The organism is Microbacterium sp. Leaf159, from assembly GCF_001423615.1.
GTDB lineage: Bacteria > Actinomycetota > Actinomycetes > Actinomycetales > Microbacteriaceae > Microbacterium.
Genome location: NZ_LMOU01000002.1, coordinates 611304 through 627631, shown reverse-complemented (window position 1 = coordinate 627631; position 16328 = coordinate 611304). Strand labels below are relative to the sequence as shown.

At 68.9% G+C, this 16328-nt stretch carries 19 protein-coding genes; 12 read left to right on the top strand and 7 right to left on the bottom strand.

The genetic code is table 11. From position 1 onward, the window contains the following. Nucleotides 1–33: 33 nt before the first annotated feature. The 7 genes from ASF80_RS16665 to ASF80_RS16635 all read left to right on the top strand — a co-directional run bounded on the left by ASF80_RS16665 (nucleotide 34) and on the right by ASF80_RS16635 (nucleotide 5348). Entirely contained in the window at nucleotides 34–777 is a 744-nt protein-coding gene (locus tag ASF80_RS16665; RefSeq protein WP_056313154.1) for an ABC transporter permease, read from the top strand. Then, complete coding sequence (locus tag ASF80_RS16660) at nucleotides 777–1547, top strand: ABC transporter permease (protein ID WP_056313152.1); 771 nt, start codon at nucleotides 777–779, stop codon at nucleotides 1545–1547. The genes ASF80_RS16665 and ASF80_RS16660 overlap by 1 nt, the downstream gene beginning before the upstream one ends. Then, a complete protein-coding gene (locus ASF80_RS16655; protein WP_056313150.1) occupies nucleotides 1544–2491 on the top strand; it encodes an ABC transporter substrate-binding protein in 948 nt (315 codons plus the stop codon). The genes ASF80_RS16660 and ASF80_RS16655 overlap by 4 nt, the downstream gene beginning before the upstream one ends. Nucleotides 2492–2579: 88 nt before the next feature. Continuing rightward, nucleotides 2580–3143: a MarR family winged helix-turn-helix transcriptional regulator gene (locus ASF80_RS16650; protein ID WP_056313149.1), complete on the top strand. Its 564-nt coding sequence runs from the start codon at nucleotides 2580–2582 to the stop codon at nucleotides 3141–3143. A 40-nt stretch (nucleotides 3144–3183) separates the two neighbouring features. Continuing rightward, nucleotides 3184–4272, top strand: a complete 1089-nt coding sequence (locus tag ASF80_RS16645) for an alkene reductase (protein ID WP_056313146.1) — start codon at nucleotides 3184–3186, stop codon at nucleotides 4270–4272. Nucleotides 4273–4331: 59 nt separating this feature from the next. Continuing rightward, complete coding sequence (locus ASF80_RS16640; protein WP_056313144.1) at nucleotides 4332–4676, top strand: hypothetical protein; 345 nt, start codon at nucleotides 4332–4334, stop codon at nucleotides 4674–4676. A 36-nt stretch (nucleotides 4677–4712) separates the two neighbouring features. After that, nucleotides 4713–5348, top strand: coding sequence for a DUF1684 domain-containing protein (locus ASF80_RS16635; protein WP_056313142.1), 636 nt, complete (start codon nucleotides 4713–4715; stop codon nucleotides 5346–5348). A 6-nt stretch (nucleotides 5349–5354) separates the two neighbouring features. On the opposite strand, the gene ASF80_RS16630 is transcribed toward ASF80_RS16635, so the two are convergent. Together ASF80_RS16630 and ASF80_RS16625 are read right to left on the bottom strand one after the other, a co-directional pair. After that, nucleotides 5355–6758 carry a threonine/serine ThrE exporter family protein gene (locus tag ASF80_RS16630; protein ID WP_056313140.1) on the bottom strand — a complete coding sequence of 468 codons (1404 nt, stop codon included), beginning with the start codon at nucleotides 6756–6758 and terminating at the stop codon, nucleotides 5355–5357. A 34-nt stretch (nucleotides 6759–6792) separates the two neighbouring features. After that, nucleotides 6793–7137, bottom strand: coding sequence for a hypothetical protein (locus tag ASF80_RS16625; RefSeq protein ID WP_056313687.1), 345 nt, complete (start codon nucleotides 7135–7137; stop codon nucleotides 6793–6795). Between the two features lie 174 nt (nucleotides 7138–7311). Here ASF80_RS16625 and ASF80_RS16620 point away from each other — a divergent pair, with 174 nt between their 5' ends. From ASF80_RS16620 to ASF80_RS16610, 3 genes are all read left to right on the top strand, one after another. After that, complete coding sequence (locus ASF80_RS16620) at nucleotides 7312–7830, top strand: hypothetical protein (protein WP_056313139.1); 519 nt, start codon at nucleotides 7312–7314, stop codon at nucleotides 7828–7830. A 28-nt stretch (nucleotides 7831–7858) separates the two neighbouring features. After that, a complete protein-coding gene (locus ASF80_RS16615) occupies nucleotides 7859–8965 on the top strand; it encodes a fatty acid desaturase family protein (RefSeq protein WP_056313137.1) in 1107 nt (368 codons plus the stop codon). An 80-nt stretch (nucleotides 8966–9045) separates the two neighbouring features. Continuing rightward, complete coding sequence (locus ASF80_RS16610) at nucleotides 9046–10230, top strand: zinc-dependent alcohol dehydrogenase (RefSeq protein ID WP_056313135.1); 1185 nt, start codon at nucleotides 9046–9048, stop codon at nucleotides 10228–10230. A gap of 50 nt (nucleotides 10231–10280) precedes the next feature. Here ASF80_RS16610 and ASF80_RS18980 read toward each other — a convergent pair whose 3' ends face one another. Both ASF80_RS18980 and ASF80_RS18975 read right to left on the bottom strand, forming a co-directional pair. Further along, the gene (locus ASF80_RS18980; protein WP_056313133.1) at nucleotides 10281–11102 is read right to left on the bottom strand and encodes a CPBP family intramembrane glutamic endopeptidase; all 822 of its coding nucleotides are present in this window, start codon (nucleotides 11100–11102) and stop codon (nucleotides 10281–10283) included. A gap of 63 nt (nucleotides 11103–11165) precedes the next feature. Then, the gene (locus ASF80_RS18975) at nucleotides 11166–11603 is read right to left on the bottom strand and encodes an SRPBCC family protein (protein ID WP_056313131.1); all 438 of its coding nucleotides are present in this window, start codon (nucleotides 11601–11603) and stop codon (nucleotides 11166–11168) included. Nucleotides 11604–11772: 169 nt separating this feature from the next. Between ASF80_RS18975 and ASF80_RS16595 the strand changes: the two genes are divergently transcribed. After that, nucleotides 11773–13116, top strand: a complete 1344-nt coding sequence (locus tag ASF80_RS16595; protein ID WP_056313129.1) for a cytochrome P450 — start codon at nucleotides 11773–11775, stop codon at nucleotides 13114–13116. 5 nt (nucleotides 13117–13121) lie between these two features. Here the strand turns inward: ASF80_RS16595 and ASF80_RS19560 are convergent, their stop codons facing one another. From ASF80_RS19560 to ASF80_RS16585, 3 genes are read right to left on the bottom strand one after another with little or no spacing between them, the layout of a single operon-like run. After that, a complete protein-coding gene (locus ASF80_RS19560) occupies nucleotides 13122–13673 on the bottom strand; it encodes a hypothetical protein (protein WP_321163986.1) in 552 nt (183 codons plus the stop codon). Continuing rightward, complete coding sequence (locus ASF80_RS19555) at nucleotides 13661–14104, bottom strand: cation transporter (protein WP_321163985.1); 444 nt, start codon at nucleotides 14102–14104, stop codon at nucleotides 13661–13663. Before ASF80_RS19555 ends, ASF80_RS19560 begins: the two co-directional genes overlap by 13 nt. Next, a complete protein-coding gene (locus ASF80_RS16585) occupies nucleotides 14101–14595 on the bottom strand; it encodes a hypothetical protein (protein WP_321163984.1) in 495 nt (164 codons plus the stop codon). The genes ASF80_RS19555 and ASF80_RS16585 overlap by 4 nt, the downstream gene beginning before the upstream one ends. Nucleotides 14596–14712: 117 nt before the next feature. Between ASF80_RS16585 and ASF80_RS16580 the strand changes: the two genes are divergently transcribed. Further along, nucleotides 14713–15996, top strand: coding sequence for a hypothetical protein (locus ASF80_RS16580; protein ID WP_056313127.1), 1284 nt, complete (start codon nucleotides 14713–14715; stop codon nucleotides 15994–15996). Nucleotides 15997–16328 lie beyond the last annotated feature (332 nt).

Below are 16328 nucleotides of genomic sequence, written 5' to 3'. Positions count from 1 at the left end.
CGGCGTACCAAGACCGGACGGGACGGTGCTTCGGTGAACTGGATCGCCTCCAACCTCGGCCTGATCTTCGATCTGACGATCAACCACGTCCGTCTGGCTATCATCCCGATCGTCCTCGGCTTCGTGATCGCGGTGCCCCTGGGCTGGGTGGCCAGTCGCAATCGTGTCGCCAGGACCTTCATCATCACCACGGGCAGCCTGCTCTACACGATCCCGTCCCTGCCGCTGTTCGTCATCCTGCCGGTCATCCTCGGCACCAGGATCCTCGATGACACGAACCTGGTCGTGGCGCTCACGATCTACGCGGTCGCGATCATGCTGCGCTCGGCGACCGATGCCTTCGGCTCGGTCGATCGGGCGATCATCGACTCGGCGAAGGCCATCGGCTTCTCCCGCAGCGGCCGGTTCTGGCGTGTCGAGTTCCCCCTCGCGGGTCCGGTGCTGATCGCCGGCCTCCGCGTCGTCTCGGTGTCGACCATCGCCCTCGTCTCGGTGGGGGTGATCATCGGCTCGGAGAACCTCGGCTACCTCTTCCAGAACGGCAAGCAGCGCGGCATCCTCGAGGAGGTCGTCGTCGGGATCGTCATGAGTCTGCTCATCGCTCTCGTCTTCGACCTGATCCTGGTGGCGATCGGGCGGCTCCTGATGCCCTGGAGCCGTACCGCCGACGGGCGCGCGCAGCGCGGCGAGCCCACTGACGGCGATGCCGATGCCGATGCCGATGCCGCCAGCGCCGACATCCGTCGAGTGCTTCCGCATCCGGGAACGGGTGTCTGATGAACTTCTTCCTCGACGCCGTCGCCTGGATCTTCGACCCGGCCAACTGGGTGCCCGGCTCGCAGAGCCCGCTGCCCATCGGTGACCGACTCGTCGAGCACCTCCTGTACTCGGGCGTCTCGCTCGTCATCGCGATGCTCATCGCCCTGCCGCTCGGCTTCTACATCGGGCACACCGGGCGCGGTCGGCAGTTCGTGATCGGCTTCACCGGCGCGATGCGCGCCCTCCCCACGCTCGGGCTCCTGTTCTTCCTCACCATGGTGCTGCGCTCAGGGCTCAGCACGACTCCGGCCGTCCTCGTCGGCTCCGTCATCGCCTTCGTCCTGCTGGCGATACCGTCATTGCTCGCCGGTGCCTATGCCGGGCTCGAGAGCGTCGGTCGCGAGTCGATCGATGCGGCGCGCTCCATCGGGATGACCGAGATGCAGATCCTGCGCAAGGTCGAGATCCCCCTCGGACTGCCGGTGATCATCGGCGGCATCCGCTCGGCCACGCTGCAGGTCATCGCGACGGTGACGATCGCCTCGTACGTCGGACTCGGCGGCCTCGGGCGCATCATCTCCTCCGGCATCGGCCTCAACGACTACACCGTGATCCTCGGTGGAGCGCTCCTGGTGACTGTCCTCGCGCTGAGCGTCGACGGCGTCTTCGCGCTTCTCCAGCGACTCACCCGCACCCGGGGGCAGGCGATGCGTCCCCTCCGCAGCTCGCAGCGACACAGATCGGATGCCGACGTGGCTCCGATCCTCGACGAAAGGACCCCCGCATGACCTCTCGAGCCCGTACCACCCGGCTGACCGCCGGCCTGCTCGCCGTCGGCACCGCCGTCGCACTCGCCGGCTGCGCGACCGCCGACCCGACGTCCTCCGGCGGTGACGCCGCCGAGGGCGACGCCATCATCGTGGGGTCCTTCGCGTTCCCCGAGAGCGAGATCCTCGGTGAGATCTACGCGCAGGCACTCGAGGCCGAAGGCTTCGACGTGTCCACCAAGTTCAACATCGGGCCGCGGCAGCAGACGATCCCCGCCCTGCAGGACGGTTCGATCAACCTCATCCCGGAGTACAACGGCAACCTGCTGGCCTACTACGACACGGCCTACGAGGAGCGCACGACGGAGGACGTCGACGCCGCGCTGCCGGATGCCGTGGGCGCAGACGACCTGCAGGTGCTCGACTCGGCTGAGGCCGAGGACAAGGACGCCTATGTGGTGACGAAGAAGACCGCCGAGGACAACGACCTCACGGCCATCGGCGACCTGAAGGCGCTGGAGCCCTTCTCGCTGGCCTCGAACCCGCAGTTCGGCGAGCTCGGATACGGCATCCCGGGCCTCCGCGACGTCTACGGCGTGGGCGTGGACGCCGGACAGGTCACGTTCGTCCCCTACGAGGACTTCGGCGGACCCGACACGGTGCAGGCGCTCGTCGACGGCACGGTGCAGGTCGCGGACATCTACACGACCTCGCCGGCGATCAAGGCCGAGGATCTCGTCGTCCTCGAGGACCCCGAGAACATGATCTCGGCGCAGAACGTCATCCCGCTGCTCTCGAAGGACATCTACACCGACAAGCTCGCAGAGGTGCTCAACGCGATCTCGGCGAAGCTCACCACCGATGACCTGATCGATCTGCGCGAACGGGTCGAGGGCGACGAGAAGGCGTCCGCTGCGACCGCAGCGGAAGAGTGGCTCACCGCCGCGGGGCTGCTCGACAAGTGACTCTCCCCGCGGATCGCGCATCCGCGATCTGCGTGGGCGAAGCCCCGCTGTCCCTCCGGCAGCGGGGCTTCGCCGTATCATGGCGAGCATGAGCGCCTCTTCCGACGAACACGCCGGACCCGACGCACCCGATGCACGCGACCAGGACGCCACGACCGCACAGAGGCTGGATCTCGACGAGGCGGTGCCGGACATCGACGAGGCGGTGGCCAGGGTCGAGCACGAGCTGGGGCGGCTCTTCGCCCGCATCCGAGTGAGTTGGCGTGAGGCGGCGCAGACCGTGCATCCCGACCTGCAGCCCCTCGGATACCAGGTGCTGACGTCGATCGCGACGGGCAAGGCCACCTCGGCAGGAGCGATCATCGAACGCCTGCAGACAGACAAGACCGCCGTCAGCCGGCAGGTGCGGCAGCTCGAACAGCTGGGCCTCGTCGAGAGCGTGCGCGACCCGGACGATCGTCGAGCGCGGGTCCTCGTCGCCACGGAGCTGGCGCAGGAACGCGTCGCTGTGGCTCGCTCGCGTTACGAGGCGAGACTCGCCGAGCGGCTCGGCCGATGGTCGCAGGCAGACCTCGATCGCTTCGCCGAGATGCTCTCGGAGCTCGGCGGCGGAGCATCCGATCGCGCGGACGGCAAGACGCCCGCTTCCTGATCGGGGAATACGCGACGAGCGGTGAGCCTTACCCCTCACTGTGAGTCTTTACGAGCCCGCCGCCTTCGGCGCCCTTCCGCTGTCCAACCGCGTCGTCATGGCGCCGCTCACCCGCACCCGTGCAGACGATGCGGGCGTGCCCACCGAGACGATGGTGGAGTACTACCGTCAGCGCGCGGGTCAGGGCCTCATCATCACCGAGGGCACGTGGCCCGCGGCCGAGGGCAAGTCGTACCCCGGACAGCCGGGCATCGTGACGCCCGCGCAGATCGAAGGCTGGCGTCGCATCGCCGATGCCGTGCACGAAGAGGGCGGCACGATCGTGATGCAGCTCATGCACGGCGGTCGCGTCTCGCACCCGGCGATCTCCGGAGAGCCCCGTGTGGTGGCACCGAGCGCGCTCGCGGCTCCCGGTCAGACCCACACGCCCGAGGGCAAGGTCGACATGCCGGTCGCGCACGCCCTGACGCTCGACGAGATCCCCGAGGTCGTCGAGCAGTTCGTGCAGGCCGCGCGCAACGCGATCGCCGCGGGTCTCGACGGCGTCGAGGTGCACGGGGCCAACGGCTACCTCGTGCAGGAGTTCCTCTCGCCCGTGTCGAACGTCCGCGATGACCAGTACGGCGGGTCGCCCGAGAACCGTGCGCGGTTCGCCATCGAGGTCACGACCGCCGTCGCCGCAGCAGTCGGCGGCGACCGCACGAGCATCCGCCTGTCGCCGCAGCACAACATCCAGGGTGTCCTCGAAGAGGACGACGCCGACGCGCTCGCCACCTACCTCGCCGTCGCCGAAGGGCTCCGTCCACTCGGACTTGCCTTCGTCGACATCCTCAACGCCGCGCCGACGAGCGAACTCGTGCAGCGCATCCGCCGCACGCTGGGTGCGCCTCTGATCATCAACTCCGGTTTCGGCGTCGCCACGAGCCGGGAAGAGGCCGAGGGCCTCGTCGCAGACGGATGGGCGGATGCCGTCGCCGCCGGCCGCCCCGTGATCGCCAACCCCGACCTGGTCGAGCGCTGGCGTCAGGATGCCGAGCTCAACGAGCCTCGGCCCGCGCTGTTCTACGGCCGCACCGCCGAGGGCTACACCGACTACCCCTCGCTCGAGACGGTGCGCGCCGGGGCCTGAGCGCGGGACGGTCGCAAGACCCCCTGTCGGGGCGGGATCGCCGGGCGTACCGTGAGCCCATGGTCACCGACGATCCCACCCTGACGAATCCCGATCACTACCGCACGCTCTGGGAGAACGACTTCGTCCGGGTGCTCGACTACACCGACGAGCCGGGCGATCGCACGACGCCGCACGACCATCCGAACAGCGTCATGGTCTCGCTCAGTGACTTCTCTCGTCGGCTCTCCGCGGGCGACAGGGTCTTCGACACCGCGCTGACGACCGGGCAGGTGGTGTGGCTGGCAGCGCAACGTCATTCGGGGGAGAACACCGGGACCACGCCCACGCACACGATCCTGATCGAGCTGAAGGGCGATGCTGCGGGCGAGGCGGACCCCTCGGCCCTCGGGCCGCGAACCTGAGCGACCAGGCGGGCCCGGGCGCGTAGCCTGAACCCCATGACGCTCACGAAAGCCCGCACCGCCGCCGAGGTCGTCGATTGGCGACGTCGCGTGTTCGCTCTCTACGACGCCGTCCGCCAGGCGGAATCACCGGAGGAGGCGCACGAGCTCTGGCGCATCGAGCGCGACGACCTGATGCTGCACCACCCGGCGACTCCGCTGCTGCCGGGCGACAGGGCTCTGTTCGAGGGGCTGCCCATCGCCTCGTACGATCCGCAGTGGCGATTCGAGCTGCCGATCCTGCCCGCCGAACCAGGCGGCTTCGACTTCGCGACCGGAACCGACGGGGTCGTGCCCTTCGAGCGCGTCGGCAGGGTCGAGATCCCCGACACCGGGTCGCTCGACATCTGGCGTCTGACGACCTACGGCGGGGGACTGTTCATCCCGGTGCGAGACGCCCTCGCCGGTCGCCCGGGCGGCACCTACGGCGGTGGTCGCTACCTGATCGACACGATCAAGGGTGCGGACCTCGGATCGGATGCCGAGCGCGGCACGATCGTGCTCGACTTCAACTTCGCGTACAACCCGTCGTGCGCCTACGACCCGGCGTGGGCCTGCCCTCTGGCGCAACCCGGCAACGTGCTGCAGGTGGCGGTGCCGGTGGGGGAGACGTATTCGGGCGGGCCTGCCTGATCGACCTCAGCGTCGGACGGCGCGCGCCCGCGTCTTCGCGACGCTGCTGAGGGTCGCGCGCACGGGCGTGCCGAGGTAGAGGCCGAGCGACGCTCCGGAGGCGAGACCGATGCCGATCACGACGGCGTCGACCAGCGATCCGCCGATCCCGACGACGCCGGCGGTGGAACCCGCGGAGTGGATCATCTCGAGGAGCCCCTGGAACACCGCGACACCGGGCACGAGCGGCACGATCGCCGCGGTCGTCACCGCGACCGACGGCACATGGAGGTTCACCGCGATCAGCATGCCGATGAAGCTCGCGAGCAGCGCGCCGATCGCGCTCGCCGCAGCCGGATGCAGGTTCAGGCCGACCATGAACGAGTAGCCGGCGATCGTGACGGCGCTGAGCAGCGCGCTCACGAGGATGATCCGGATGCCGGCGCCGTTGAACACCGCGACGGCGACCGCGATGATGATGGCCCCCGCGAACTGGTTGAGCAGCGGACCGAAGGGGGCGGGGTCGTCGGGCAGGCCCATCGTGAATCCGAGCACGCTGCCGAGTTCGAGTCCGACGAGGATGCCGATCACGACGCCGAGCGTCTGCATTGTCAGATCGAGGATGCGACCGCCCGCCGTGAGCGCGAAGCCGTCGATCGCATCCTGGGCCGCGCCGACCACCGTGAGGCCAGCGAGCATGAGCACGATGCCCGAGGCCACGATGATCGAGGGGCGGATGCCGACGAACGGCTCGATCCCGGCCGAGCCGAGTGCCGTCACCGCGACGGCGACGACCGTGGTGACGAAGCCTCCGGCGATCTGGCTGAAGAACAGGGGCACCCGAGCCCTGGCGAGACCCGCCTGGGTCAGGGCCGCGCAGAGTGCGGCGACGAAGGTGAGGCCCACGATGATCGGCGAGGCGCCGAGCATGATGCTGACGCCGACCGCGAGCAGCGCGCGGGCGACGACGACGACCGGCTGCTGATAGCGGAAGGGCACGCGTCGGAGCACGCGGAACGCGGTGCGGGCCGACTCGAGGTCGAGCCCGTCGTCGATGTCGGCGACGAGTGCCTGCACGCGCTGCAGCTTCGCGTGGTCGGGAGCGGCGACGCGGACCACGCGGACGAGGGTCTCGGGCCAGACCTCTCCGCTCAGGTGGAACGAGACGGTGATCGAGTTGTAGGTGACGTCGACCTGGACGTCGCGCATCCCGTACGCCGAACACACGCGCGTGATGGCGAGCGTGACCTCGTGGGCGGAGGCGCCGACCGCGAACATCGACTCGCCGATGCGGGTCGCGAGGTCGAGCACGCGCGGCACCGTGCGCTCGTCGATGACGGGCATGGCCTCGGTGTGGGCGACGGTCGACGGGTCGGTGTGCAGGATCCTGCGCACGGAGGCGAGCAGTCGCCGCTGGGGATTCGGGGACATCTCCCCATTCTCCCTGAGTCCGGCGTGTGCGGAGTCAGGCGTGCGCGGGAACGTCCAGGCGCTCGGCGGGAGGCGCACTGCCCTCGGCGGGCTCGTGCACCAGGTACAGGCCGCTCGGAGCGCTCGCCGTGAACGCCAGGGCCTCGACCCAGGCGCGGTTGATCGAGGGCTGTCGGCTGCCGCTGTACTTGAAGACCAGGGAGCTTCCTGCGTGGACCCAGACGGTCGTGCGTCCGCCACCGACGCTCATGTCCTCGCGCCAGGTGAAGGCGAAGGGTTCGCCTCGACGCAGCTTCGCGGTCATGACCAGCTGCAGGTGTGTGAGGGCGCGGTCCTCGATATCGGCCTTGACGCTGCCCTCGTAGACGAGCTTTCCCATGATGATCTCCTCGGTTCGCCACGACCCCGTGATGAGGCGCGATCGGATGATCATCGGTGGTGTGTCCAGTTTCCCATATATCGCTGCCGGACGGGTACGGAACGGGCGCGAAACGGGCGCGAAACGGGCTCTGAGACTGTGAGCGCATACAGCATGCAGGCGTAACGTCAGCACATGAACGCACAATTGAAGATCGCGGGGCAGAGCTCCGAACTGCTGGGTCTGGAATCCATCCTCATCGGCTCGCTTCCGGCGGCCCTGATGACCGACGAAGCTCCCGACCGCTACACCGTCGAAGCGGTGTTCACGCGCAAGACCGATCGCGACGAGGTCGCCGCGATCCAGGGCAGCGAGACGCGCGCCCACCTGTCCGCGAACGGATTCCCGACCGTCGAGCTCCATGTCGCCGATCGTCGTCTGGAGATCGCGAACACCAACCTGGAAGAACTCCGCGACGGCCTCGCTGCCGTCATCGCGGAACGCCTCGCCGAGATCAGTGCGGCCCTCGTGGCCGCTCGCGAGATCGCGGCCCTGCGTTTCCAGGACGCCACCGATCGCGAGCAGGAGCGCGCGGCATCCGTCGCGGCTCTCGCCGAATCGGTGGTCTTCGCCCGCCGTCCGATCGCCGCCGTCCTCGATGACGATGCGCGCATCGAGGACTGGGTCGAAGAGGGCGGTGCCTTCCGCTCCTAGAGCGGACGACGCCGGAGAAGAGGTCATCATGGACGGCATCCGTCCGACCGTCCGCACCCGGCCGCGCGACAGCGCCCGGGGTGGATCGAGCACCTTCACCGAGCTGGCGCAGCAGATCCGTGAACGCGGGCTGCTGCGTCGCCGGTACGGCTACTACTGGACGAAGCTGATCGCCGCTCCGCTCGTGGTCGCCGTCAGTCTCACGGCCTTCGTGTGGATCGGCGACACGTGGTGGCAGCTGTTCACCGCCGCCGTTCTCGCGATCGTCTTCACGCAGATCGCGTTCCTCGGGCACGACGCGGCCCACCGGCAGATCTTCGTGTCGGGGCGGTGGAACGACTGGGTCAGCATCATCCTCGGCGATCTGCTCGTGGGCATGAGCTACGGGTGGTGGCAGCACAAGCACACCCGTCACCACGCGAATCCGAACAAGCTCGGGGCCGACCCCGACATCGAGCTGCCGGTGATCGCGGTCACCGCCGAGACCGCGGCGCGTCAGCACAGCCCGGCGATCACCTGGCTGCAGGCTCACCAGGGACTCGCGTTCTTCCCGATCCTGTTCCTCGAAGGACTCTCCCTGCATGCGTCCAGCGTGCGCCGCGTGGTCACACGGGGCCGACTCGAACGGCGCTGGGCCGAGATCGCCTTCCTCGCGATCCGGATGATCGGATTCGTGGCGCTGGTGTTCATCGTCCTGTCCCCGGGCATCGCGGTCGTGTTCCTCGCGGTGCAGCTGGGCCTGTTCGGGTTCTACATGGGCATCGCCTTCGCGCCGAACCACAAGGGGATGCCGGTGGTGCCGAAGGGCCTGACCCTGGACTTCCTCCGTCGCCAGGTGCTGATGAGTCGGAACGTGCGGGGGAGCCGCGTGCTCGACGTCGTGCTGGGCGGCCTGAACTATCAGGTCGAGCACCACCTGTTCCCGTCGATGCCCCGGCCGCACCTGCGCAGCGCCGCGCCGATCGTCTCGGCCTACTGCGATGCGCACGACGTCAGGTACACCCAGGTCGGGCTGTTCACGTCGTACGCGATCGTCGTCCGATACATCAACCGGGTGGGTCTCGGGGAGCGCGACGTCTTCTCGTGCCCGCTCGTGGAACAGCGGGCGCACCTCGGCGTCACCGCCTCGCACTGACGGACCGCTGTCAACCCTCTGTCGCATCGGGCGCGCGCGACGGAGGGTGGGCATTCGGCATCCGATGAGGAGGACGCAGCATGAGGGCACTCACCTGGCAGGGCACGCGCAAAGTGACGGTCGAGGAGGTGCCCGACCCGATGATCGAGCGCCCGACGGACGCGATCGTGCGGATCACCTCGTCGGCGATCTGCGGATCGGACCTGCATCTGTACGAGCTCCTCGGCCCGTTCCTCGACAAGGGAGACGTCCTCGGACATGAGCCGATGGGCGTCGTCGTCGAGGTGGGCAGCGCTGTTCGGGATCTCAAGGTCGGCGACCGCATCGTCGTGCCGTTCAACATCTCGTGCGGACACTGCTTCTTCTGTCTGCGCGGTCTGCAGTCGCAGTGCGAGACGACTCAGGTGAAGGAGTACGCCAGCGGCGCCTCCCTCTTCGGCTACACCAAGCTCTACGGGCAGGTGCCCGGAGGTCAGGCCGAGTTCCTGCGGGTGCCACTCGCGGACTACAACCACATCAAGGTCGCCCCGGACCTTCCCGATGAGCGCTACCTGTTCCTCAGTGACATCCTGCCGACCGCCTGGCAGGGGGTGGAGTACGCGAACGTCCCCGACGGCGGCACGCTCGCGGTGATGGGCCTCGGTCCGGTCGGGCAGTTCGTCGCCCGGGTAGGCGCGCACCGCGGCTATCGGGTGCTCGCGGTGGATCCGGTCGCCGAGCGTCGCGAGATGGCCGCGCGTCACGGAGCCGAGGTCTTCGACCTCACCGACGACGTCGTCGAGCAGCTGCGTGATCTCACCGGAGGACGAGGGACGGATGCCGTCGTCGACGCCGTGGGCATGGAGGCGCACGGCAACCCCGGCATCTCGCTCGTGCAGAAGACCGTCGGATTGCTCCCCGACGCGGCGGCCCGACAGGTCTTCGACAAGGCGGGCATCGATCGCCTGGCCGCGCTGTATGCCTCGATCGACGTCGTGCGCCGTGGCGGCACGGTCTCGTTGAGCGGGGTCTATGCGGGCGACGCCGACATCATGCCCATGAAGACCCTGTTCGACAAGCAGGTGAGCATCCGCATGGGGCAGTGCAATGTGAAGCGCTGGATCGACGACCTGATGCCGCTCGTCGAGGACCTCAGCGATCCGCTGGGCGTCATGGATCTCACGACCCACACTGCGCCGCTCGAGGATGCGCCGGAACTCTACGAGACGTTCCAGCGCAAAGACGACGGCTGCATCAAGGTCGTGCTGCAGCCGTCGCGCGTCTGAGTCGTCGCGCGTCCGAGGGAGTCGCGCGTGTGAGGGTCAGCGTCTGAGCGTCAGCGTGTCGCGTCGAACTGCGGAACGGTCGAGGTCGGCTGGACCCTGCCGCGGATGAAGAACAGCAGGACGATGCCCACGATGATGACGGCCGGGTTGCCGAGCCCCGCGAGCGCGCCGAGTCCGCCCTCGACCGGATACTCGGTCTGCAGGAAGATGCTCGGGTCGGTGCTCGCGTGCAGCAGGATCGGGGCGATGATCGTTCCGGTGACCCGCATCGCGAGGTACATGCAGACGCCGAATCCGAACGTGTAGACCAGCTGGATGGCCGTCGCGAGCAGCGACTGCCCGGTGAGCAGATTGCCCGCGTGCAGGAGGGCGAACAGCGCGGAGGAGATCGCGGCGACGGCGATCTCGCGCTGCCCGGCCTTGCGGAGCAGGTTCACGACGAACCCGCGCGTCAGCACCTCCTCGGCGAAGCCGATGAAAACGCCGGCCAGCAGCCACGTCGCGACGACCTCGAACCCGGCAGCGCCGTAGTCGATCGAGAGCAGGTGCAGCACGTTGAAGAGCAGGACCACGGCGATCGCGATCCACATCCATCCTCGTCCGCGGATCGGCTGGGGGCCGAAGATCTCCCGCAGCCAGCCGACCGAGAGCGCGAACCCGACGAGGAGCAGGCTGCCCACGAAGATCGGGATGACGTAGAAGACGAGGATCGCTTCTGCGCTCTGCGGATCGGTGATCTGCTCTGCCAGAGGCGTCAGCAGCAGCGACAGGCCGTTGTAGAGGACGAAGTAGACGACGACGAGGACGAGCGCACGCCACCAGCCACCTTTCTCCCAGAACCTCCGCCAGCCGGACTGCGTCACATCGGTCATCGTGCATCCCTCCGCATCCGCGAAGGTCGCGGCTCTTGACCAATATATGGCTGACGGGCCGGGTCAGGAGGCGTGCCCCTCGGCGAGATAGGCGAGTCGGTGCAGGGTCTCGGCGTTGCGCACGCGCAGGATCGGCGCGGTCAGGATGCTCGGCAGCAGAGCCGCGGGTCCGCTGACGGGCTCCTCGTCGATGCGCACCATGGTGCCGCCGTCGTACGAGCGCAGGCGGAGCGTCACCCGCGCCTCTCCGATCGGCCATCCTCTCGCGCGCATGACCATGCGGTTCGGCGGTGACCACTCCTCGACCACCGTCGTATCGTCGAGCAGAGCGGGCCACACGCCGACCGAGTGATGGAGCTCGGCGCCGGCCTGCGGCCATGTCTCGTCGACATCGCGCATGCGCGAGGCCCCGACGACCCATGCCGGATAGAGCCAGCCGTTCGCGAGCACCTCGAACACGTCGGTCGGTCGACAGCTCATCGTGCGGACGTTCTTCGCCATGACGGCTCCTTCTCTCGTTCCGGCATGCTCTCGCATCCATCGGGGTTCGGCCCAGGGGGTTGACGCGGCACGATGGCCGAGGTCGGGCCTGCCCTGCGGCGCGCTACCACACGCACGGCATCCGCGCCTCCCCCTGGAACGGCGGCGGTGTCTCTGCGAACGTCGGCTCATGGCACTCATCGACATCCCCGCGCGCACCGCACGCCGGCTCAGCACCCTCGCGCACGACGACGCCCCCACTCTGCTCACCCGGGGCTACGGCTTCGGTCCGCGCATCTGGCGCCGGGTGCGACCCGGCGCGCGATCGGCGCCGATGAGGCTGCTCGGTGACGACGCCGTGCTCGTGCGCGGTGTCGAAGGTGTGGAGGTCTTCTACGACGAGAGTCGCATCGCGCGCTCCGGAGCCATGCCGCAGATCGTGCAGGAGAGTCTGTTCGGGCACCGGTCGGTCCACAGCCTCGACGGTGACGAGCACAAGCATCGCAAGGCCACGTTCGTCGAGGTCGCGTACGACGACGCGCAGGTCGATCGTCTGACGCCGTGGCTCGAGCGCGAGTGGCGGAGCGAGCGGCAGGCCTGGCTCGACGGCGGCACGCGCAGCGCCTATGACGCGGCCGTCGGCGCACTGGGCCGCGCGATCATGGGATGGGCCGGAGTGCCGGGCACCCCGGCCGCGAAGACTCGGTGGGCGGCTCGGCTCGCGCAGATCGTCGACGGATTCGGATCCCCCTATTCGCCGGAGTACCTCGCGGCCCTGACCAACCGCTGGTGGTCTGATCGGCACTCCGCCCGACTCATCGAGGCCGTGCGCCACGGGGCGCTGAGCGCCGAAGCGGGCACCGCGCTCGAGCAGTGGGCGCACCATCGCGATCAGCACGGCGAGCTGCTGCCCGCCCGCATCGCAGGGGTCGAGCTGCAGAACAGCATCCGCCCGATGATCGCGGTCGCGCGCTTCGTCGCGTTCGCGGCGAAGGAGCTGCACGAGCGCCCCGACTGGCGTGAGCGGATCGCGGCCGAGGCCACCGAGCGCGGCTCTCTCGTCGGGGGCCCGCTGTCGATCATGTTCGCGCAGGAGGTCCGTCGCACTTCCCTGTTCGTGCCGATGCTCCCCGGCTGGGCGATCGCCGACATCGAGGTCGACGGGCAGAGGGTGGATGCCGGCGGACGCGTCGTGCTCGACATCCTCGGCACGAACACCGACGAGCGCTTCTGGGCCCGCCCCCAGCGCTTCGACCCCGAGCGCTTCCGCGACGTCGGCGACGACTACGAGGCGCTCGCCGCCTTCATCCCGCACGGTGGCGCCGACGTCGCGACCGGGCACCGATGCCCGGGAGAGAAGCTCGCGATCGCCGGTCTCGCCGCCGCCATCACGGTGTTGAGCGACCCGGGCCTGCGGATCCTCGACGAAGGACTCGGCGTCGACCGCCGACGGCTCCCCACCAAGCCGCGTTCGGGCGGAAAGGTGCGGTCCGCGTCTGCGCCGGCATCCGGTGGGTGTCCCTTCCACCGGTAGGCGGGTCACTCCCGGCCGGCGGTGTCCGCTCCGTCGGGGATCCGATCCGTGGGGACGATGACGACCTCCTGCACCTTCCAGTCGAGATCCGAGATGCGCTCCGAGAGATCGGTCGTCTGCTGCAGCGACACCTTCCCTTTGTGAGGGACGACGAACGCCTCGATGTGGAAGACCTGCCCCTGGTCCCGCATGCGCAGCCCCGCCTCTTTCACCCAGGGGCGGGAACGCATCGTCGACAGCACGTCGCCGGCGAGCGGATGCGGATGCTTGCTGTCGTAGGTCCTGGCGCGCTGATCCATCAGGTCGATCACGGCGGTCCTGGTGTTGCGCGAGCCGTCCCAGATGATGCCGAGTGAGATCACGAGGGCAGCCGCGCCGTCCAGCCACCACACGCCCGCGCCGACACCGAGGACGCCGACGATCGAGGCGACCGTCGTCTGCCAATCGGCCTTGGCCATGTCGGCGTCGGCGTAGAGCAGCTTGTTGTGCAGCACGGGGGCGAGCTTGGCCTTGGCCGGGCCGTAGAAGAAGACGGGCCCGACGATCACCACGGCCATGCGGCGACCATCAGCCACCCGAGCCAGATGGTCTGCCCCCACAGCTGCACCGTGCCGATGGTCGGATGCTCGCCCGTGACGAGACCTGTCACGGCCTCGATCACGAGGTTGACGCCGACCGCCAGCAGCGCGACTCCCGCGACGAGGTGGCCGATGCCCATCACGCGATGGAGTCCGTAGGGGTGGGTGACGGTGGGGCGGCGACGCACGAAGATCAGCGCCGTGAGGAATGCGAACTGGGGGATGAGCGACAGCATGTCCTCGATCCAGGCGGTCCTCATCGCCTGCGAATTGCCGACGACCAGGGCGATGACGGCGATCGTCACCGACGTGTATCCGATCGTGAACCACTCCCAGCGGATCGCACGCCGGAGGGCATTCCGTTGCTCGTCGGGCAGCTCCGTCCGCCCGATCCTCTTCAGAGTCGTCATGAGCCGACCTCCTCGTCGAGGTATCGCTCGAGCGCGCTGAGGAACGCGTTCTCGCCCAGAGGGACGAGCATCACGATCTCACGTCCGTCCGCCCCGTCGATCCCGGCGTAGCCGCGGGTGATACCGGCCTTGTCGATCCACGGGGTGTCGGAGGTCATTCCTCCGGTGATCAGGTCCAGGTCGCCGCTCTCGAGCATCCTGACCAGGGACTCCTCGGAGCCCTCCGTCCATTCGACGTCGGCGTCGATGCCCGCGGCGAAGCCGGTGACGAGGTCGGGCAGACTCCCGGTGGGGTCTCGGCCGTCGACGGCTTCGGCGATCAGCCCGGGGTCGGGCGAGAACCCGACGCGAAGCTCCCCTCCGGAGACACTGGCCAGCGTGCCGTCGGGATCCTCCGGGATCGTCAGACCGCACCCCGCGAGTCCGAGCGCGACCAGAAGTCCTGCGGCCGAGGCGACGACTCTGCGCAGAAGCGGCATCGATGCATTCACGACGCAATGCTGCTCGCAGAGGTGAGCCCGGAGAAGGCGGTTGACGACGGCGATCGCGGGGAGTAGATCGCGCTGCCGGCACGTCTCTGACTGGCACGAGCGGCTACGGTAGGGCACATGTCTCAGGCCCTCCGGACGTTCGGGCGCATCTTCGCCAGGCACTGGCCTGCGCTCATGGCCTGGTACCTCGGCGGCGAGGCCCTGCATCGGGTGCTCGTCGAGCTCGCCGGCTTCGTCGGGGGCCACACCACGCTCGGCGGCCTGCTGCTGCTGCCGCTTGCGGTGGCCGCCCGTCTCGTCTCCTACGTCGCGATGTACCTCACGGTGCGGCCGTCGCTGCCGCACAGCCGCAGAGAGGATGCCGGCGGCATCCGCGAGTTCGGCTCGGCCACTCTCGCGGCGATCCTGCCCTTCTTCGCGTTCTACACGGCGTGGGGTCTGCTCGACGTCGATCAGATCGACTTCTTCCGGATCGCGAGTGCGATCGCGCTGGCCGATTCCGGATACGACCTCGCGCAGATCGGCGACCGGGGCGGTCTGATCGCCGTGGGCGTGCTGCCGGTGACCGTTCTCGTCGTCGCCCTGGTCGCCCGCCTGCTCTTCACCCGTTTCGCCGAGCGGCTGCCGAGGTGGACGGTCATCCTCGCCACCTACGCCGAGGTGCTGTGGACGTTCATGCTGTTCACTCTGGTCGCCCGGTGGTGGAACGGCGTTCTCGGCTGGTTCGCGGATCGACAGGCGGTCGGCTGGCTGCAGAGCTTCGGAGACTGGTTCGCCGTCAATCTCCAGCCTGTGGCCACCGTCTGGGAGGGTGCGACCTGGCTCTTCGGCATCCTCGTCGCGGCACTCATCGTTCCCGCCGCGTGGCTGACGGTCGCCGGTGTGATCTTCGGAACGACCTTCGACTCGACCCCGTCGTTCGGACGCTGGGGTGGGGGAGCGGCGCGCGGCGCCGCGATGAGCGTCGCCCGCACTCTCGTGATGCGGCTCGAAGGGCTCTGGGCGGCCGTCACGGTGATCTGGCGGGGCGGCCCGCTGCTCTTCGGCGCCTACGCGCTGGCGTACGCTGCCTGGGGATTCGCGGAGCAGGCAGGCACCCGCGGAGCGCTGCTGCTCGTGGGCGGCCACGAGTCGTCGTTCTGGGCCGGATTCTTCCCGCTCGTCACCGTCGCGGTCGCCGCGCTCGCAGAGCCCCTGCGGGTCGCGATCGTCGCGACAGCCTACGACGGCGTGATCGGGCGACCGCAGGCCGGTCTCGACACCCGTCCGTCAGGGCTCGATGACGAAGCGGGCGACGTCGGCGTCGCTCCCCTCGATGTCGAGGCGGAAGGGCCCGTCGGCGTCATCCGGAACCAGGAAGACGAGCAGGATCCGGTACGCATCCGACTCGATGGTGCATGAGCTCTCGCCCTCGTCGGAGGACACGTCGAGACCCGCTCGCGAGCTGACCCACGTGCGGGACGAGTCGGTCTCGGTGAGCGTCGCCGGTCCGCACACCGAGGCGTCGAAACCTCCGGTCGAGCTCAGGCGGACGCTGAGCGTGCGCGATCCTTCCGGGGCCTCGAACTCGCCCCACTCGGAGGGGCCCAGCGAGAGCGTCTGCCCGGCGATGTCGACGGTCGTCTCGGCCTCGATGACCCTGTCGGTCGGTCGGATGCTCGGGACGACGTCGAGCCACACGGTCGCCCCGACCACGGCGGCGGCCGCGATCACGAGGGCGATGAGCGCCGTGC